Raw genomic sequence first — 19698 nt, 5'->3', positions numbered from 1 at the left:
TTGAAGTTATTTCTTGTTCATCATCGCCTTCAGATCGGCGAACGGATTATATTTCGCTTCGCCCACCGCTTTCTGCGCATCTTCGCCTGCAACCACCGTTGAACCATACTGGTCCGCTTCCGTATATTTGGAATGTTCGTGATCGTGGCAGTACAGGCACAACATTTCCCAGTTACTACCATCTTCCGGGTTATTGGAGTGATCGTGATCGATATGGTGTACCGTCAATTCGCGCAAATTTGAGTACACGAACTCACGGGAACAACGTCCGCAGACCCAGGGGAAGAGTTTAAGCGCCTTTTCCCGGTAACCGACTTCCAGACGGGCGTAATTTTTAGGGATAAAAGCCATAAAGCTCATGCCTCTAGTAGAAAATGAAAAGCTGCGCCAAAAGCTGGCGCAGCAGAATGCGATAATCATAACCTATTGTGTCAGGCGTTGGGATCAGTGTTTGATGCCTAACGAATCGGCTAGCTGCTTCGCCAACTGGTTTTGGTCATCCGCACCGTATTCCCAGAACATGGCGCCTCCCAGCCCCTTGCTCTTGATATAGTCAGCCTTGATCGCTACCGAGCGCGGGTTTTCATAAGAGAGGGCAAAGAGCGCTTTTCCCTCCACAGACTGCACTGACAGCCACGGCACTTTTGCTTCATCATCCCAATGCTGGCTAAAGCGCTTCTGCGGATCGTTGATCAATTTCGCCACGATATCGTTGTACTTCACATAGGTATCTTTGCTCAGATCGACGCCCAGTGATTTGAACAATTCAATTTGCGCGGGCCCGAAATAGGGCTGGGTAACAGGATTTTTCTGTGCGTCAGGTTTGCTCCAGTCAATGCCTGGCTCAACAGCGCGTTTCGGTACGCGACCATAAAAACCAATGCCCAGGTTCATCTGACTCGCTTTTAGACCGGCAGCAAGATAGTTGTTGACCACAAAATCAGCGCTGTACTTATCCGCCGCGGCGACTGTCGGCCATTGTGTCGAATCGTACAGGTTCGAGTTGAAATACTGCGTACCGTAAGCCATGTCATAGGTCATCAGGTTTATGTAGTCGAGCGATGGCGCAATGGCTTTCACATCCACCCAGCTTTTCGGGCTTTCCGCATTTGCGCCCACGGCGATAGTCAGTAGTTTTTTATGCCCCAATGCGGCGCGGAGCTCTTTTAACAGCGCGGTAAAGTTAGCTCGGTCGGCCGGTTGACTTTCGACCAGTCCCCAGGCGCCGTTGACCGGATATTCCCAGTCGAGGTCGATGCCATCAAGGCCATATTTCGCAATTATCTCCTGAGCAGACTGAATAAACACCGCGCGCGATTCTTTCGTTGCTGCCGCGCCGGAGAATCCACGAGCCCCCCAACCACCGACGGAAAGCAATACTTTCAGGTTCGGATTCTGTTTACGCAGCTGTGGAATTTTCAGTAAATCATCCTGCACTTTCGGTGAAAGCCAAATCTGATGCAGCTTACTGGCGTCTTTTAAGGCGTCATTGGTCTCGTCTTTTTCGTTGTTGTAGACAAGGCCAAACGAATAGTTGAGATGGGTTATCTGACGAACATCCAGTTTATTGATGTCACCACCAGGACCGGCAGTGACGTCGCCGCCACCATTGAAGTAGCCAACTGACATCAGTGAACTGGCGGAAACAACGCTGGCGCAAAGCAGGGGTAATGCTGCCAACAAAGGCAATGGTTTCATCGGTGTTCCTCTTTGACATTTAAACAAGCAAACACGCCACGGAAATGGCGTGGCGAAAAAAACAGCACCTGCAGGTTAACAGTTTCATAACAGGAAAAATGCGAAGGTGTTCACGTCATTTTAACCAAGCGGCTGCTGTGTCTTTGGCTTTCAATTCATTTTGGCACTTATTTGTGATCTAAGTTGTGAAATGCAGATCATAATCTGTGTTTTAAAGATTTTGTGTTGACCTCAAAAATTATATGGATAAGTATGATGCCAGGTGATGCAAAACTAAACACAAAGGAAAATTCAATGAAAGCACTGGCAAGATTTGGCAAGAGCTTTGGCGGCTACAAGATGATTGATGTCCCGGAACCGATATGCGGCCCGGAAGACGTAGTGATTGAAATCAAGGCGGCAGCTATCTGCGGCGCGGACATGAAACACTACAATGTCGAAAGTGGGTCCGACCAGTTCAATTCGATTCGTGGTCACGAATTTGCCGGCCAAATTGTGCAGGTTGGCGATAAGGTTAAGGACTGGAAAGTCGGTCAGCGAGTGGTTTCTGACAACAGCGGGCACGTCTGCGGCGTTTGTCCGTCTTGCGAACAAGGTGATTTTCTTTGTTGTACAGAAAAGGTGAATTTAGGTCTGGATAACAATACCTGGGGAGGTGGGTTTTCGAAATACTGTCTGGTCCCTGGGGAGATCCTCAAAATTCACCGTCATGCGCTGTGGGAAATCCCAACAGGCGTTGATTATGAAGAGGCGGCTGTACTCGATCCCATCTGCAATGCCTACAAATCTATCGCCCAGCAATCCAAATTTCTTCCGGGTCAGGATGTGGTGGTTTTTGGTACCGGCCCGCTGGGACTTTTTTCGGTACAAATGGCGCGCATTATGGGGGCCGTTAATATCGTGATGGTTGGGCTGGAAGACGATGTCGCGGTACGTTTCCCGATAGCCAAAGAAATGGGGGCCACGGCTGTTGTCAACGGTTCAACCGAAGATGTGGTCGCACGTTGTCAGGAGATCTGCGGGAAAGACAATCTGGGACTGGTCATCGAATGTTCCGGTGCCAATATAGCCCTGAAACAATCTATCGAAATGCTGCGTCCTAACGGTGAAGTCGTCCGCGTGGGGATGGGCTTCAAACCTCTCGATTTTTCTATTAACGACATCACTGCGTGGAATAAAAGCATCATTGGTCATATGGCCTACGATTCCACTTCCTGGCGCAATGCTATTCGCCTGCTCGCTAGCGGTGCGATAAAAGTCAAACCGATGATCACTCACCGTATCGGCTTATCGCAATGGCGAGAAGGTTTTGACGCGATGGTCGATAAGACCGCGATTAAGGTCATCATGACCTACGACTTTGATGAATAACCCCATTTATTAAAGGAAGGTTCCCGGATGGAACAGATAGCAAAACCACACTGCGGCGCGAGGTTGGACAGGCTGCCTGACTGTCGCTGGCATACGTCTATGTTTGCCATGGTTGCCTTCGGATTACTGGTTTGCTGGAGTAATGCCGTCGGCGGATTAATTCTCGCGCAATTAAAAGAACTTGGCTGGACTGATAATTCCACCACCGCCACATTCTCTGCCATTACGACGGCTGGAATGTTTCTCGGTGCGCTCGGTGGGGGAATTATTGGCGATAAGATCGGGCGTAAAAATGCATTTATTCTGTATGAAGCGATTCATATTTTTTCTATGATCGTTGGTGCGTTTTCACCCAATATGACCTTCCTGATCGCCTGTCGTTTTGTGATGGGAGTTGGATTAGGCGCGCTGCTGGTCACCTTATTTGCCGGGTTTACCGAATATATGCCTGGCAGAAATCGTGGTACCTGGTCGAGTCGGGTCTCGTTTATCGGCAACTGGTCTTATCCGCTCTGTTCACTGATCGCGATGGGGCTGACGCCACTTATCAGCGCGGAATGGAACTGGCGCGTACAGCTGTTGATTCCTGCGGTGCTGTCGCTCATAGCAACTGTTATTGCCTGGCGCAGTTTCCCTGAGTCGCCTCGCTGGCTGGAGTCTCGCGGGCGCTACCAGGAAGCCGAAAAGGTGATGCGGGCAATTGAAGAAGGTGTCATTCGACAGACCGGTAAGCCTCTTCCGCCAGTCGTGATAAAGGATGATGGTAAACAACCTCGTTCTGTACCGTACTCCGCCTTATTAACAGGTGTACTGCTGAAGCGGGTTATTTTGGGTTCTTTTGTTCTGATTGCCATGAACGTCGTTCAGTACACCTTAATTAACTGGCTACCGACAATATTTATGACCCAGGGTATTAATCTGAAAGACTCCATTGTCTTAAATACCATGAGCATGTTCGGTGCGCCATTTGGGATTTTTATCGCCATGCTGGTAATGGATAAAATTCCGAGAAAAACAATGGGGGTGGGGTTATTAGTGTTAATTGCTGTTCTTGGTTATATCTATTCGCTGCAAACCAGTATGCTGCTAATTACATTAATCGGTTTTTTCCTGATTACTTTTGTTTATATGTATGTTTGTTATGCCTCCGCTGTATACGTTCCGGAAATATGGCCGACCGAAGCGAAACTTCGCGGTTCGGGACTGGCCAACGCTGTCGGGCGTGTCAGTGGTATCGCCGCACCTTATGCAGTCGCAGTATTACTTAATGGTTACGGCGTGACAGGGGTGTTTGTTCTGCTAGGTGCGGTTTCCATTATTGTCGCCATTGCCATTGCTACCATCGGAATTGAAACCAAAGGCGTCTCTGTCGAAAGTCTCGGGATTGATGCAGTTACCAGCAAATAATATTGACGGGAAATAAAATGAAAAACTCGAAAGCGATATTAAAAACGCCGGGCACGATGAAAATCATCGCCGCCGATATTCCGGTGCCCAATGAGCATGAAGTGCTGATCAAAGTTGAATACGTTGGTATTTGCGGTTCAGATGTTCACGGTTTTGAATCAGGTCCTTTTATTCCGCCGAAAGATCCTAATCAGGAAATTGGTTTGGGGCATGAATGCGCCGGTACGGTGGTGGCGGTAGGGAACCGTGTCACCAAATTTAAACCGGGTGATCGGGTGAATATTGAACCCGGTGTACCGTGCGGTCAATGCCGCTACTGCCTGGAAGGGAAATACAATATCTGCCCGGACGTCGATTTTATGGCTACGCAGCCCAACTACCGCGGCGCGCTAACCCACTATCTGTGTCATCCGGAGAGTTTCACTTACAAATTGCCCGATAACATGGACACCCTGGAAGGTGCGCTGGTGGAACCAGCGGCGGTGGGTATGCATGCTGCAATGCTGGCAGACGTTAAACCGGGTAAGAAAATCGTCATTCTTGGGGCGGGGTGTATTGGTTTAATGACTTTGCAGGCGTGTAAATGTTTGGGCGCAACCGAGATCGCGGTGGTTGATGTGCTGGAAAAACGTCTGGCGATGGCTGAACAACTCGGGGCGACAACCGTTATAAACGGTGCAAAAGAGGACACCATTGTCCGCTGCCAGCAGTTTTCTGGCGATATGGGCGCGGACATTGTTTTCGAAACTGCCGGTTCAGCCATAACCGTTAAGCAGGCGCCGTATCTGGTGATGCGCGGCGGGAAAATCATGATCGTTGGTACAGTACCTGGTGATTCCGCAATTAATTTCCTCAAAATTAACCGTGAAGTGTCTATTCAGACCGTTTTCCGTTACGCCAACCGCTATCCGGTTACTATTGAAGCCATATCCTCCGGTCGGTTCGATGTGAAATCGATGGTGACGCATATTTACGATTATGCAGATGTTCAGCGCGCGTTTGATGAATCCGTGAATAACAAAAGCGAAATTATTAAAGGCGTAATTAAAGTAAATCATTAATTTATCGGAAAGGGAGAAATAACTATGCTGGCAGATATTAAATATTGGGAAAATGATGCCCAAAATAAACATTATGCGATTGCTCACTTTAACGTGTGGAATGCGGAAATGCTAATGGGGGTGATTGATGCGGCGGAAGAATCGAAATCGCCGGTGATTATCTCTTTCGGTACTGGTTTTGTGGGTAATACCTCGTTCGAAGATTTTTCGCACATGATGGTTTCAATGGCTAAAAAGGCCTCGGTTCCAGTTATTACCCACTGGGATCACGGACGTAGCATGGAGATTATCCATAACGCCTGGACTCATGGTATGAATTCGCTGATGCGTGATGCCTCTGCCTTTGATTTCGAAGAGAATATTCGTCTGACAAAAGAGGCCGTGGATTTTTTCCATCCGCTGGGTGTGCCGGTCGAAGCTGAGCTGGGCCATGTGGGCAATGAAACGGTGTACGAAGAAGCGCTGGCGGGTTATCACTATACCGATCCGAACCAGGCGGCGGAATTTGTCGAGCGTACCGGCTGCGATTCTCTGGCGGTGGCGATTGGTAACCAGCACGGCGTCTATACCTCAGAGCCGAAACTGAATTTCGACGTGGTTAAACGCGTGCGGGAAGCCGTATCCGTGCCACTGGTGTTGCATGGTGCGTCGGGTATCAGCGATGCGGATATCAAAAAAGCCATTTCATTAGGTATCTCTAAAATCAACATTCATACCGAACTGTGCCAGGCTGCCATGGTGGCAGTGCAGGAGAACCAGAATCAGCCCTTCCTGCACGTTGAACGTGAAGTTCGCAAAGCGGTAAAAGAGCGCGCGCTGGAGAAAATTAAATTGTTTGGTTCTGACGGTAAAGCGGAATGACAACATGGATAATATCGAGGTTATTTGTATAGGGGCAGCTATTGTTGATATTCCCTTACAGCCGGTGAGTAAAAATATTTTTGATGTTGATTCTTATCCGTTAGAAAGAATAGCGATGACAACCGGCGGCGACGCAATTAATGAAGCGACTATTATTTCTCGTCTCGGTCATCGTACAGCGTTAATGAGCCGGGTAGGTGCTGATGCAGCAGGTCATTTTATTCTCGACCACTGTCGTCGGGAGAATATAGATATTCAGAGCCTGAAGCAGGATGCCGCAATTGATACATCTATTAACGTGGGATTAGTCACCGCCGATGGCGAGCGTACTTTCGTGACTAACCGTAACGGCAGCCTGTGGAAGCTGAATATCAGCGATGTTGATTTTGACCGCTTCTCTCAAGCAAAGCTGCTGTCGCTGGCGAGTATTTTTAATAGCCCGTTACTGGATAGCGATGCACTGACGGCAATTTTCGCTCAGGCGAAAGCGCATCGGTTAATTATCTGTGCGGATATGATAAAACCGCGGCTTAATGAAACACTGAAAGATATTCGACAGGCATTGAGCTACGTGGATTATCTGTTTCCTAATTTTGAGGAGGCCAAACTGCTCACCGGGAAAGAGACGCTGGATGACATTGCCGACAGTTTCCTGAACTGCGGCGTGAAAACAGTCGTGATTAAGACCGGCAAGAGAGGCTGCTTTATCAAACGTGTCGATATGAAAATCGAGGTTCCAGCCGTTTCGGGAATTACCGCCATCGACACTATCGGCGCGGGAGACAATTTTGCCTCGGGATTTATTTCCGCGCTGCTTGAAGGCAAAACACTGCGTGAGTGCGCGCTGTTTGCTAATGCAACGGCGGCCATATCGGTTTTGAGCGTAGGGGCCACGACGGGTGTGAAGAACAGAAAGCTGGTTGAACAACTTCTCGATGAATATGAAGGATAATAGCGGCAGATGAAAATGATTCCTTTAGGCAGTACGGATATTACGCTTTCCCGCATGGGATTAGGCACATGGGCGATTGGCGGCGGTCCGGCGTGGAACGGCGATCTCGATCTGCAGGTCTGTATTGATACCATTGTTGAGGCGCATCGCTGCGGTATTAATTTGATTGATACCGCGCCAGGTTACAACTTCGGCAATAGTGAAGTGATTGTCGGGCAGGCGCTGAAAAAACTGCCGCGTAACGATATCGTTGTTGAAACCAAATGCGGCATCGTCTGGGAGCGAACAGGAAGTTTGTTTAACAAAGTGGGCGACCGGCAGTTGTATAAAAATCTCACACCCGAGTCGATTCGCGAAGAGGTGGATGCCAGTCTGCAAAGACTGGGTATTGAGAGCATTGATATCTACATGACCCACTGGCAGTCGGTCGAACCCTGTTTTACGCCGATTGCGGAAACCGTCGATACACTAAACGCACTCAAGAAAGAGGGGAAAATTCGTTCTATCGGTGCGGCTAACGTCGATGCGGAACATATCAGGGAGTATCTCAAACACGGTGAGCTGGATATCATCCAGGCCAAGTACAGCATCCTTGACCGGGCACTGGAAGCTGAACTGCTGCCGTTATGTCAGCAGCATGGCATCGTGGTGCAGGTATATTCACCGCTTGAGCAGGGTCTACTGACCGGAACTATTGATCGCGATTATGTCCCTGGCGGGGCGCGGGCCAACAAAGTCTGGTTCCAACGAGACAATATGCTACGGGTGATTGACATGCTTGAGCAATGGCGGCCGTTGTGCGAAAAATACCGCTGCACAATCCCCGCGCTGGCACTGGCGTGGATTTTAAAGCAAAGCGATTTAATCACCTTGCTGAGCGGCGCAACCGCACCTGAACAGGTCCGTGATAATGTTCAGGCGTTAACGATTCCCCTGACCGATGATGATTCTTTATTGATGAGGCGAATGGCTGAGGCGTTGGATACAAAATAAGCCAAATGGGGTTCACCTCTGTTTCTGTGTAAAATAGCACTAAAATCTGTGATTCAGACATGTTATTTTGAAAATAAACATGGCCTGTGAGATACTTGGGTCTTATTATTACTTTGCAGCAAACAGAGGTGTCATCGTGGCGGCAAAAGACAGGATTCAGGCCATTAAGCAAATGGTGGTGAATGATAAGAAAGTAGCGGTATCTAATTTAAGTTCGATCTTTCAGGTGACTGAAGAAACGATTCGCCGCGATCTGGAAAAACTGGAAGATGAAGGTTTTTTGACCCGGACATATGGCGGTGCTGTACTCAATACAACCGCGTTGTCCGACAATATCCATTTTTATAAGCGTGCAAAATCTTTTTTTGAAGAAAAGCAGATCATTGCCCGTAATGCATTACCGTTCATTAAAAATAAGACCACCATGGCTGCCGACGCCAGCAGTACCGCGATGGAATTATTGAAACTGTTGAAGGAAAGAAACGATCTGACGCTACTGACCAACTCGGCTGAAGCTTTTCATGAACTTGCACAGTCAGAAATTAACGTTGTTTCTACTGGCGGTGAATTAAATAAGAATACGCTGTCGCTTCAGGGAAGGATCACCAAGGAGATTATCAGCCGCTATCATGTTGATATCCTGGTGATGAGCTGCAAAGGTCTGGATATGCAGAGCGGAGCGCTTGACTCTAACGAAGCGGAAGCGGAAATCAAAAAGACGATGATCCGCCAGGCGACCGAGGTGGCTCTGTTGGTTGATCATTCGAAGTTCGATCGTAAAGCGTTCGTCCAGCTCGTGGACTTTAGCCATATTAATTACCTAATAACCAATAAGGCACCGGGTGCAGAGTGGATTGCATTTTGCAAAGAAAATAATATTCAACTCGTATATTAATTTTAACGTGGGTCGTGTCGATATTATTTTAGTTTGCACCTGGAAAATGCCATAAGAATCTAATGATGATGGATGGCGCGGTGAGATTTTTTCTGCCGCGATCGCCATACTTTCTATTTAGCTTAATTTGAGGCATCCAGATGGAACAATGTGACCCTATCGGTGCAAGATTAGATCGCTTGCCTTTATCTCGATTTCATTTTCGTATTTTCGGCATTATCAGTTTTAGTTTATTAGTCACCGGTTTTCTCAGCTATTCCGGGAATGTGGTGTTGGCAAAATTAGTCAGTACCGGTTGGTCAAATAATTACCTCAACGCCGCGTTTACCTCGGCTCTGATGTTTGGCTATTTTATTGGCTCACTAACCGGTGGCTTTATTGGTGATTATCTTGGTCGACGCAAAGCGTTCCGCTTCAATTTGCTGATCGTCGGGGTCTCTGCCTGTGCGGCAACGTTTGTGCCTAACATGTATTGGCTTATCTTTTTCCGCTTCCTAATGGGGAGCGGAATGGGTGCGCTGATTATGGTGGGCTATGCCTCATTTACTGAATTTATTCCGCCCGGGGTGCGTGGGAAGTGGTCTGCTCGCCTGTCGTTTGTCGGCAACTGGTCGCCGATGCTTTCAGCGGCGATTGGCGTTGTGATTATCGCCTTTCTAAGCTGGCGGATGATGTTTTTACTCGGTGGCATGGCGATGCTCTTAGCATGGTATCTGTCGGGAAAGTATTATATTGAATCTCCTCGTTGGCTGGCTGGCAAAGGAAAGAGAAACGAAGCTGAAAAACATCTTCTACAGGTGGAACTGCAAATTCAGAAAGAAAAAAACATCACTTTACCTCCCTGCCATAGCGATTGCCTGACGGCGGATATAAGCACGGAAAGTGATTCATTTTGGCTCTTGTTCAAAGGGCCGATGTTGCGTTGTACGCTGGTGGCAATCACCGTGCTTATCGCGATGAATATTTCGCTCTATACCATTACGGTATGGATCCCGACGATTTTTGTTAACTCGGGAATCGATGTGACGAAATCTATTTTTATGACCGCGATAATTATGATTGGCGCACCCGTTGGGATATTTATTGCCACACTGATTATTGATCGTTTTCCACGTCGATTGTTTGGTTCATTCTTGTTGATTATTATCGCGCTGCTCGGATATTTCTATTCGATTCAAACCGAAGAGTGGGCTATTTTGAGCTATGGGCTGGTGATGATCTTTTTTTTGTATATGTACGTGTGCTTTGCCTCTGCGGTATATGTCCCCGAACTGTGGCCCACACACCTTAGATTGCGGGGATCGGGCTTTGTGAATGCCGTGGGAAGAATTGTCGCAGTATTTACGCCCTATGGCGTCGCTATCTTGTTGACCCGCTACGGCTCGATTACGGTCTTTATCGTGCTAGGCATAATGCTGGTGCTGTGCGCGCTGATTCTTTTTTGCTTTGGCATCGAAACACGCAAAATTTCGCTGGAGGAGATTTCGACACTGGCTTGAGATAACGTGCCGACAGGGGGGGATCCTGTCGACATCAATTAGCGATGGGTTTCCAGCCAGTCATCAAGCGTATACAGCGTTGCGCCCGCTGCGGCCATTTCCATAAACGCCTCTGCACTGTCCTGGGGTTGAATATTGACGCCACGGCAGCCGTCGGTAATAACGCTGACGGTATAACCAAGATCGAGCGCATCCAGAACGGTGAATTTAACGCAATAGTCGCTAGCCAGACCCATGATAATAAGCTCAGCAATACGGTGTTCGAGCAGCCAGGCGTTCAGCGCGGTTGCCTGACGACGACCGTTATCAAAAAACGCACTGTAACTGTCGACCAGCGGGTTCTCGCCCTTGGTGAAGGTTTTCGCTATCGCACGCTGGTTCAGCAGCGGATGCAGGGCCGCCCCTTCGCTGTTTTGCACGCAATGATCGGGCCAGAACGTTTGCGCCAGACCATCCAGTTGTCCCTGACTGTAGGGGGCGACCTGATGCTGGCTGGCAAAACTACCGTGATTAGCCGGATGCCAGTCCAGACTGGCAACAACCGTGTCGCCGCGTAGGGCGCACCAGTCAATCAGACGGTTGGCAATCTCGATTGTGCTGTCGACTTGCGGAACAGCGAGAGCGCCGCCGGCACAAAAGTCATTTTGTAAATCGACCAACAGTAAGGCTCGGGCCATGGGCATAGACTCCTTTATTCGTCCGGGGTGAGCTCGCCGCGCAGATTTTGCGTCATAGCTTCACGAATGCTCTGCACATCCAGTCCCTGACTGAGTAAATAGTGCAATTTGGTGAGTGTGGCTTCGACGGTCATATCCGCGCCGCCAATCACGCCAGCGTGGGCGAGGGCGTTACCCGTCGCGTAGCCACCCATGTTTACCTTGCCGGACATACACTGGGTCAGGTTCACCACCACAATGCCACGCGAGCTCGCATCTTCAAGTTCTTGCAGAAACTCTTTATTTTGCGGTGCATTGCCCACGCCGTAGGAGCGCAAAATTAACGCTTTTACCGGCTGGCGCAAGAAGTTACGCACCACATCAGCGGAGATACCTGGGTAAATGGTGACCACGCCAATCGGTTGTGGAGTAATAGGATGAACAATCAGTTCACCTGCGCCGTGCGGTGCTGGCGGAGTTCCCAGTCGACGGATGTGGATCCCGGCTTCCAGTAGCGGCGCAAGGTTGGGTGAGGCAAAGGCGTCAAAGCCATCGGCGTGCGCTTTAGTGGTACGATTGCCGCGAAACAGTCGATTGTTGAAAAACAGGGTTACTTCATTGATCGGATAATTTGCCGCAACGTACAGCGCGTTGAGCAGATTGATTTGCCCGTCTGAACGTAGCTCTGCCAGCGGAATTTGTGACCCTGTCACAATGACCGGTTTACCCAGATTCTCCAACATAAAAGAGAGCGCCGAAGCCGTAAACGCCATGGTGTCGGTGCCATGCAGAATGACAAAACCATCGTAATCGTCGTAGTGCGCTTTAATGTCTTCCGCAATATGCTGCCAGTCTTCCGGCGTCATGTCGGAGGAATCCATCAACGGGACGTATTCGTGGATGGTGAAGTCTGGCATCTCCGGGCGGTGGAATTCAGGCATCAATGCCAGTTGACGCTGGAGATGACCAGAAACAGGAATATAACCCTGTTCTGAGCGCTGCATACCAATGGTACCGCCGGTATAGGCAACGTAAATCGATTTCTTTTGCATGACTTTTCTTCTGTCTCAATGAAAACCCCTCTTCATCCCGAAGAGGGGGCAATTGTTAGCGAACGTTGGCGCAGGTCAGGCAAAACGCATATCGGTTTTGCGGATCGTTAAACGCGGCCAGCTTATCGCTTTCCGCTTTAACTGCACTGGCCGCAGAAGCAAGCGGCGCCGGGAGCATGGCCTGAATAGCTTCGGGCAGCATGGCGCGAACGGAGCCTGACATGCTGTCCATTACCATATCGACGAATGTCGGTTCATCCTGATAATACGCAATGTGCCACTGTTTCAGCTTGGCAAGCTCAGCCGCTTTCGCGATGGCGTCGTCAAAATCACCGAGGCTGTCTACCAGTCCGTTGGCTTTCGCATCCTGACCGGTCCAGACGTGACCCTGCGCGATTTTGTCAATCTGCTCAGGGGTTGTCTTACGTGCATCCGCGACCAGCGTGATAAAGCGCTTATAGCCATTTTCAATGCTCAATTGCATCATTTGCTGCACTTCAGGCGGTAACGCTTTGGTGATGGAGATATCCGCCAGCGGGGAAGTGGCCACGCCATCGGTATGTACACCAATGGAACCCAGGCTGTTTTCTACGGTGTTGATCACACCAAAGATCCCGATTGAACCGGTCAAAGTGCTGGGGTTCGCCACAATGTAACTGGCTGGGGTGGAGATCCAGTAGCCACCGGAGGCCGCCATGCCGCCCATGGACACGACAACCGGTTTACCCGCCGCTTTTGCCGCAGCCAGCTCAGCACGAATGACTTCCGAGGCGCTGACGCTGCCGCCAGGACTGTTCACGCGCAGTACAATAGCTTTCACTTTCGGATCGAGACGCGCTTCGCGGATTTGTGCGGCAGTGGTGTCGCCCCCCACATTTCCTGGGGTTTCTTCACCGTCCATAATCGCGCCGTTCGCAAAGATAACGCCAATGCTGTCTCCGGTATCCGCCGGTGTTTTCAGCGAATAATCGTAATAGCTGACGGCGCGATAGTTTTTATCCGCTTTGCTCCAGCCAAACTGTTTGGTCAGCATTTTTTCGACTTCGGCGCTGGAGGCGAGTGCATCCACCAGTTTGTTGTCGAGCGCATATTTCGCCGTATCTCCATCGACCTTCGTCAAACCGTCCAGCATCGCCTGTGCGCCAGGGAACACCTGCTGAGCTGGGATCTGGCGGTTGGCGGCGACCGTGTCGAGATAGTTCTGCCACAGCTCGCCGATCCAGCGACTGTCGGCTTCACGCGCGGCAGGAGACATATCATCGCGGATAAACGGCTCTACGGCAGACTTATAGGTCCCGACGCGGAACACGTGCGTGGAGACTTTCAGCTTATCGAGCAGGGACTTGTAGTACAGACCGTTGGTGGCAAAGCCGTGCAGATCAACGGAACCCTGCGGAGAGAGGTAAATTTTGTTAGCAAAACTGGCGAGGTAATACTGCCCCTGGCTGAAGTTATCGCCCACGGCAAAGACCGGTTTACCGCTGTCGCGGAATTCCCGCAGTGCTTTGCCGATATACTGCATGGAAGGCTGGTCTGCCCCGGCAAAATTTTTCAGATCCATCACGATGCCGGTGATGTTGCGATCATCTTTTGCCTGGCGAATCGTATTCACGATATCGAACAGGGAGTTTTCCTGCAGACGATCGGAACTGGCGCCAAACAGCTGACGGCCAATAACGCTTAAACGACTGGTGCTCGAAGGCTTATCGACAATCACCCCGGAGATATCCAGCAGCAGCGCGCCTCGCTCAGCGTGTTCGCTGGTGTTGCTGCTGCTGACCTGCATCCAGATGCCCACGCCAACCAGCACCAAAAAGATGAAGAACAGGTTAAGCACAAATTCACGGACGAAATTGAGTAATCGCCATGTCCATTTAAAAAATCCGGCAATAAATCGCCACAGGGTTCGCATGTATTCTCCCTACCAATTAACAACACGCCACCCCGAAATCCCGGAGAAAGGCGATAAGATGAGGCTATCGTAATGACCCGACAGGCACTTGTCAGCAGGAATCACCGCCTGTGCTGTAACAAAATCCGCTCACGTGTTAATTTTGTGAACAAATTTCATTGTTGGAGTTAAGCAAATGGATGCACTCGAATTACTTATGACCCGTCGTAGCGCCTCTCGTCTCGTCGAACCGGCCCCGGCAGGAGAACAACTGCAAAATATTCTGCGTGCGGGAATGCGCGCGCCGGACCACAAAACGCTGCAACCGTGGCAATTCTTTGTCATCGAGGGCGAAGGGCGTGAACGCTTTGCCGCCGTGCTTGAAAAAGGCGCTATTGCATCTGGCAGCGATGAGAAGGCCCAGGAAAAAGCGCGCAGCGCGCCGTTTCGCGCACCGCTGATTATTACCGTGGTAGCGAAATGTGAAGCAAACGACAAGGTTCCGCTATGGGAACAGGAAATGTCTGCCGGTTGTGCGGTGATGGCCATGCAGATGGCTGCCATTGCCCAGGGCTTTGGCGGTATCTGGCGCAGTGGCGCATTAACCGAAAGTGAGGTCGTCCGCCAAGCGTTTGACTGTCGCCCACAGGATAAAATCGTCGGTTTTCTCTATCTGGGCACACCACAGTTGAAAGCATCCACGACGATTACCCTTGCCGATCCGAGCGCATTCGTCCGTTATTTCTGATATCAACGGCAAAACTGTCTGGATTATGAGCAAAGGCACCCGAATTCAGACAGTCACTCTTACCACATCATGGAATGAGCGCTACCATATCCGGATTGCAATGACAGGAGATGTCCATGAGCGAGCAAGCTATTCGTTTAACGCAATACAGCCACGGAGCCGGTTGCGGTTGTAAAATTTCCCCAAAAGTGCTGGAAACCATCCTGCACAGCGAGCAGGCGAAGTTTGTTGATCCAAACTTACTGGTGGGTAATGAAACCCGCGACGACGCGGCTGTATACGATCTGGGTAACGGCACCAGCGTAATCAGCACTACCGATTTCTTTATGCCGATTGTCGATAATCCGTTTGATTTTGGCCGCATCGCCGCCACCAACGCCATCAGCGATATTTTCGCCATGGGCGGCAAACCGATTATGGCAATTGCTATCCTGGGCTGGCCGCTTGATAAGCTGGCGCCGGAAATCGCCCGCGAAGTAACCGAAGGCGGACGCTTTGCCTGCCGTCAGGCGGGTATCGCGCTGGCGGGGGGGCACTCTATCGATGCCCCTGAGCCTATCTTTGGTCTTGCGGTAACCGGCGTTGTTCCAACTGAACGCGTGAAGAAAAACAGCACCGCCGAGGCGGGATGCAAGCTGTTTTTGACCAAGCCTCTGGGTATTGGTGTCCTGACCACCGCAGAGAAAAAATCGCTGCTGAAGGACGAGCACAAAGGGCTGGCGACGGAAGTAATGTGCCGGATGAACATTGCCGGGGCGGCATTTGCCGATATCGACGGCGTGAAAGCCATGACCGACGTTACCGGTTTTGGGCTGCTGGGGCATCTGAGCGAGATGTGTCAGGGGGCCGGCGTTCAGGCGCAGATCGTCTACCAGGCTATTCCTAAGCTGCCAGGTGTTGAAGAATACATCGCGCAGGGCGCGGTGCCGGGCGGTACCCAGCGTAACTTTGCCAGCTACGGACACCTGATGGGTGAAATGCCGCAGTCGGTTCGCGATTTGCTCTGCGATCCGCAAACTTCCGGTGGTCTGCTGTTAGCGGTAACGCCGGAAGCTGAAGCCGAAGTTAAAGCGGCAGCGGCGCAGTTTGGCATCGACCTCACTGCGATTGGTGAGTTAGTGGAAGCTCGTGGCGGTCGCGCCATGGTTGAGATCCGTTAACTCGATGCGGTTGTTTATTGCCGAAAAACCGAGTCTGGCGCGCGCTATCGCCGATGTGCTGCCGAAGCCGCATCGCAAAGGTGACGGTTTTATCGAATGCGGAAACGGGCAAGTGGTGACCTGGTGTATTGGTCACCTGCTTGAGCAGGCGCAGCCAGATGCCTATGATAGTCGTTATGCTCGCTGGAGTCTGGTTGATCTGCCGATTGTCCCGGAAAAGTGGCAACTGCAGCCGCGTCCCTCGGTGACCAAACAGCTCAACGTTATTAAGCGATTTTTGCATGAGGCCAGTGAAGTCATTCACGCAGGTGACCCCGATCGTGAAGGACAACTGCTGGTGGATGAAGTGCTGGATTACCTGCAACTGGCCCCTGAAAAGCGCCAGCAGGTGCAACGCTGCCTGATTAACGACCTCAACCCGCAGGCCGTCGAGCGGGCGATTGAGCGTCTGCGCGCCAACAGTGAGTTCATCCCCCTGTGCGTGTCGGCACTGGCGCGAGCGCGGGCGGACTGGCTGTACGGTATCAACATGACGCGCGCTTATACCATTCTGGGGCGTAACGCGGGCTATCAGGGCGTACTTTCGGTCGGGCGCGTGCAAACGCCGGTGCTCGGACTGGTTGTGCGTCGCGATGAAGAGATTGAAAACTTCGTTGCCAAAGACTTCTTCGAGGTAAAGGCGCATATCGTGACGCCCGCCGATGAGCGGTTTACCGCTATCTGGCAGCCGAGCGAAGCGTGTGAGCCGTATCAGGATGAAGAAGGGCGCTTGCTAAACCGCACGTTGGCTGAACACGTGGTAAATCGCATTAACGGTCAGCCGGCGATCGTCACCAGCTATAACGATAAACGGGAATCAGAATCCGCGCCGCTGCCGTTTTCGCTGTCGGCGTTGCAGATTGAAGCGGCGAAACGCTTTGGCTTAAGTGCGCAAAACGTTCTGGATATCTGCCAGAAGCTGTATGAAACCCATAAACTGATCACCTATCCGCGTTCGGATAGCCGTTATCTGCCGGAAGAACACTTTGCCGGACGTCACGCGGTGCTGAACGCGATTAGCGTCCATGCGCCGGATCTGCTTCCGCAACCGGCGGTCAATCCCGATACGCGAAACCGCTGTTGGGATGATAAAAAAGTGGATGCGCACCACGCCATCATTCCAACCGCGCGCAGTTCGTCCATCAACCTGAACGATAATGAAGCGAAGATATACAATCTGATTGCCCGTCAATATCTGATGCAGTTTTGCGCGGATGCGGTATTCAGGAAGTGCGTTATTGAGCTGGATATCGCGAAAGGTAAGTTTGTTGCCAAAGCCCGTTTTCTGGCGGAGGCCGGATGGCGTACGCTGCTTGGCAACAAAGAGCGCGACGAAGATAACGACGGGACGCCGCTGCCGGTGGTGGCAAAAGACGACGAACTGCTGTGCGAAAAAGGCGAAGTGGTTGAACGACAGACCCAACCTCCGCGGCACTTTACCGATGCCACGCTGCTGTCAGCGATGACCGGAATCGCGCGCTTTGTGCAGGATAAAGATCTGAAAAAGATCCTGCGCGCAACGGACGGACTGGGAACGGAAGCGACGCGCGCCGGGATTATCGAGCTGCTGTTTAAGCGTGGTTTCCTGGTGAAGAAGGGGCGCTATATTCATTCTACCGATGCCGGAAAAGCGCTGTTTCATTCGCTGCCTGAAATGGCGACGCGTCCGGATATGACCGCGCACTGGGAATCTATCCTGACCCAAATCAGCGAAAAGCAGTGTCGATATCAGGATTTCATGCAGCCGCTGGTGGGGACGCTGTATCAGCTAATCGATCAGGCGCGCAGCACGCCGGTACGACGCTTCCGTGGTATTGCCGCACCGGGTAGTAGTGGTGGTGACAAGAAAAAGAGCGCGCCGCGGAAACGCACGGCGAAAAAAAGCCCGCCATCTGAAGAGGCGGGCCTGTAATGCGCTCTTAGGCTGGATAAGGCATGTGTGCCGCATCAAGCCTACGGGAACAACAGATCTGAATTAAATCACACCCTGGCCCAACATCGCGTCGGCAACTTTCACGAATCCCGCGATGTTGGCGCCACGTACGTAGTTGGTTTGCTTGCTTTCGCCGCCGTACTCGACGCAGGCATGGTGAATATCCAGCATGATGTGGTGCAGGCGCGCATCCACTTTCTCCGCTTTCCAGCCCAGACGTGCGGCGTTCTGCGCCATTTCCAGACCGGATGTCGCTACGCCTCCCGCGTTGGCCGCTTTACCCGGCGCGAACAATACACCGGCTTCCAGGAACAGATCGGTGGCCTCGATGGTGGTAGGCATGTTTGCGCCTTCGGCGACAGCCTTCACGCCGTTGGCGATCAGCACGCGTGCCGCATCGACATCAAGTTCGTTCTGGGTGGCGCACGGCAGGGCGATATCAACCGGAACCGACCACGGCTGTTGGCCTTCCAGATAGGTCAAGCCAAATTCGCGGGCGTAATCCGCCACGCGGCCGTCGCGGCTGTCTTTGATCGCGCACAGACGCGCCAGTTTTTCTTTGGTAAATCCGCTTTCGTCGACCACAGTTCCGCTGGAGTCGGAGGCGGTGACTACTCGCGCGCCAAACTCCATGGCTTTCTCAATGGCGAATTGCGCCACGTTACCGGAACCAGAGACGGCCACGCGCATGCCTTCAAAGCCCAGGCCATGGCGTTTGAGCATCGCTTCGGTGAAGTACACCAGACCGTAGCCGGTAGCTTCCGGGCGAATCAGGCTGCCGCCGAAAGAGAGACCTTTACCGGTAAAGACGCAGGCGCTGTTGTTGGACAGTTTTTTCATCATCCCGGCCATAAAGCCGACTTCACGACCGCCTACGCCGATATCGCCCGCCGGAACATCGGTATCGGGCCCTAAATGGCGGAACAGTTCGGTCATCAGCGCCTGGCAGAAACGCATGATTTCGCCTTCGCTTTTACCTTTCGGATCGAAATCGCTCCCGCCTTTACCCCCGCCCATTGGCAGCGTGGTGAGGGCGTTTTTAAATGTTTGCTCGAAGCCAAGGAATTTCAGGATCGACAGGTTCACGGAAGGGTGGAAACGCATCCCGCCTTTGTATGGGCCAATGGCGGAGCTAAACTGCACGCGCCACGCGCGGTTGACCTGCACCTGATTGCGATCGTCCAGCCAGACGACGCGGAACTGGATCACGCGCTCCGGTTCAACCAGACGTTCCAGCAACGACATCTGACGATAACGCGGGTTTTGCTCGAGGAAGGGCCACAGTGTCGTCATTACCTCACGAACGGCTTGCGCGAACTCGGTCTGATTCGGGTCGCGCTTTTGCACATGGTTAAGGAATGACTCCAGAGAACGTGTCTGATCCATAGATATAAGTACCTCTTATGTATTGATATGGTTATATTTTTGATTTTTGTGTTAAGTGTTTTGCAGTTTTTGACTATAACATCAGCAGTGTGACGG

The 19698-nt window shown here is 51.4% G+C and carries 17 protein-coding genes; 11 read left to right on the top strand and 6 right to left on the bottom strand.

Translation table 11 applies throughout. From position 1 onward, the window contains the following. Window positions 1-6 precede the first annotated feature (6 nt). Together yajD and HV237_RS14110 are read right to left on the bottom strand one after the other, a co-directional pair. On the bottom strand, window positions 7-351 hold the full coding sequence (gene yajD / locus HV237_RS14115; RefSeq protein ID WP_003832478.1) for an HNH nuclease YajD: 345 nt from the start codon (window positions 349-351) through the stop codon (window positions 7-9). Between the two features lie 93 nt (window positions 352-444). Beyond that, on the bottom strand, window positions 445-1698 hold the full coding sequence (locus HV237_RS14110; RefSeq protein WP_181541562.1) for a glycoside hydrolase family 18 protein: 1254 nt from the start codon (window positions 1696-1698) through the stop codon (window positions 445-447). A gap of 294 nt (window positions 1699-1992) precedes the next feature. On the opposite strand from HV237_RS14110, the gene HV237_RS14105 reads away from it, so the two are divergent. The 8 genes from HV237_RS14105 to HV237_RS14070 all read left to right on the top strand — a co-directional run bounded on the left by HV237_RS14105 (window position 1993) and on the right by HV237_RS14070 (window position 10737). Continuing rightward, entirely contained in the window at window positions 1993-3069 is a 1077-nt protein-coding gene (locus HV237_RS14105) for a zinc-binding dehydrogenase (RefSeq protein ID WP_047358599.1), read from the top strand. Window positions 3070-3096: 27 nt separating this feature from the next. Further along, window positions 3097-4476, top strand: coding sequence for an MFS transporter (locus HV237_RS14100; protein WP_016152820.1), 1380 nt, complete (start codon window positions 3097-3099; stop codon window positions 4474-4476). Window positions 4477-4493: 17 nt separating this feature from the next. Further along, window positions 4494-5537: an NAD(P)-dependent alcohol dehydrogenase gene (locus HV237_RS14095; protein ID WP_047358600.1), complete on the top strand. Its 1044-nt coding sequence runs from the start codon at window positions 4494-4496 to the stop codon at window positions 5535-5537. A 24-nt stretch (window positions 5538-5561) separates the two neighbouring features. After that, a complete protein-coding gene (locus HV237_RS14090) occupies window positions 5562-6398 on the top strand; it encodes a ketose-bisphosphate aldolase (protein ID WP_016152822.1) in 837 nt (278 codons plus the stop codon). Between the two features lie 4 nt (window positions 6399-6402). Continuing rightward, a complete protein-coding gene (locus HV237_RS14085) occupies window positions 6403-7350 on the top strand; it encodes a sugar kinase (RefSeq protein WP_047358601.1) in 948 nt (315 codons plus the stop codon). A gap of 9 nt (window positions 7351-7359) precedes the next feature. Next, window positions 7360-8343 carry an aldo/keto reductase gene (locus HV237_RS14080; protein WP_016152824.1) on the top strand — a complete coding sequence of 328 codons (984 nt, stop codon included), beginning with the start codon at window positions 7360-7362 and terminating at the stop codon, window positions 8341-8343. 136 nt (window positions 8344-8479) lie between these two features. Then, on the top strand, window positions 8480-9238 hold the full coding sequence (locus tag HV237_RS14075) for a DeoR/GlpR family DNA-binding transcription regulator (RefSeq protein ID WP_016152825.1): 759 nt from the start codon (window positions 8480-8482) through the stop codon (window positions 9236-9238). A 140-nt stretch (window positions 9239-9378) separates the two neighbouring features. Then, window positions 9379-10737: an MFS transporter gene (locus HV237_RS14070; protein WP_016152826.1), complete on the top strand. Its 1359-nt coding sequence runs from the start codon at window positions 9379-9381 to the stop codon at window positions 10735-10737. Window positions 10738-10775: 38 nt separating this feature from the next. On the opposite strand, the gene pncA is transcribed toward HV237_RS14070, so the two are convergent. Genes pncA through sppA form a run of 3 tightly spaced genes read right to left on the bottom strand, consistent with a single transcriptional unit; the run spans window position 10776 to window position 14357 of the window. Beyond that, the gene (gene pncA, locus HV237_RS14065) at window positions 10776-11420 is read right to left on the bottom strand and encodes a bifunctional nicotinamidase/pyrazinamidase (protein ID WP_135107967.1); all 645 of its coding nucleotides are present in this window, start codon (window positions 11418-11420) and stop codon (window positions 10776-10778) included. Between the two features lie 8 nt (window positions 11421-11428). Next, window positions 11429-12445, bottom strand: coding sequence for an asparaginase (gene ansA / locus HV237_RS14060; protein ID WP_016156311.1), 1017 nt, complete (start codon window positions 12443-12445; stop codon window positions 11429-11431). Between the two features lie 55 nt (window positions 12446-12500). Beyond that, a complete protein-coding gene (gene sppA, locus HV237_RS14055; protein WP_016152829.1) occupies window positions 12501-14357 on the bottom strand; it encodes a signal peptide peptidase SppA in 1857 nt (618 codons plus the stop codon). 175 nt (window positions 14358-14532) lie between these two features. On the opposite strand from sppA, the gene HV237_RS14050 reads away from it, so the two are divergent. The 3 genes from HV237_RS14050 to topB all read left to right on the top strand — a co-directional run bounded on the left by HV237_RS14050 (window position 14533) and on the right by topB (window position 18195). Beyond that, window positions 14533-15084, top strand: a complete 552-nt coding sequence (locus HV237_RS14050; protein ID WP_047358603.1) for an NAD(P)H nitroreductase — start codon at window positions 14533-14535, stop codon at window positions 15082-15084. Between the two features lie 116 nt (window positions 15085-15200). Continuing rightward, a complete protein-coding gene (gene selD, locus HV237_RS14045) occupies window positions 15201-16244 on the top strand; it encodes a selenide, water dikinase SelD (RefSeq protein WP_016152831.1) in 1044 nt (347 codons plus the stop codon). Between the two features lie 4 nt (window positions 16245-16248). Continuing rightward, window positions 16249-18195, top strand: a complete 1947-nt coding sequence (topB, locus tag HV237_RS14040) for a DNA topoisomerase III (protein WP_019076618.1) — start codon at window positions 16249-16251, stop codon at window positions 18193-18195. A 63-nt stretch (window positions 18196-18258) separates the two neighbouring features. Here topB and gdhA read toward each other — a convergent pair whose 3' ends face one another. Next, a complete protein-coding gene (gdhA, locus tag HV237_RS14035) occupies window positions 18259-19602 on the bottom strand; it encodes an NADP-specific glutamate dehydrogenase (protein WP_016152833.1) in 1344 nt (447 codons plus the stop codon). Window positions 19603-19698: the final 96 nt, after the last annotated feature.

It is taken from the genome of Citrobacter sp. RHBSTW-00570 (assembly GCF_013739755.1).
In the GTDB taxonomy this organism is placed as follows: Bacteria; Pseudomonadota; Gammaproteobacteria; order Enterobacterales; family Enterobacteriaceae; genus Citrobacter; species Citrobacter braakii.
The sequence above is the reverse complement of the archived record's forward strand: the minus strand, read 5'-3'. Positions and strand labels throughout refer to the sequence as shown.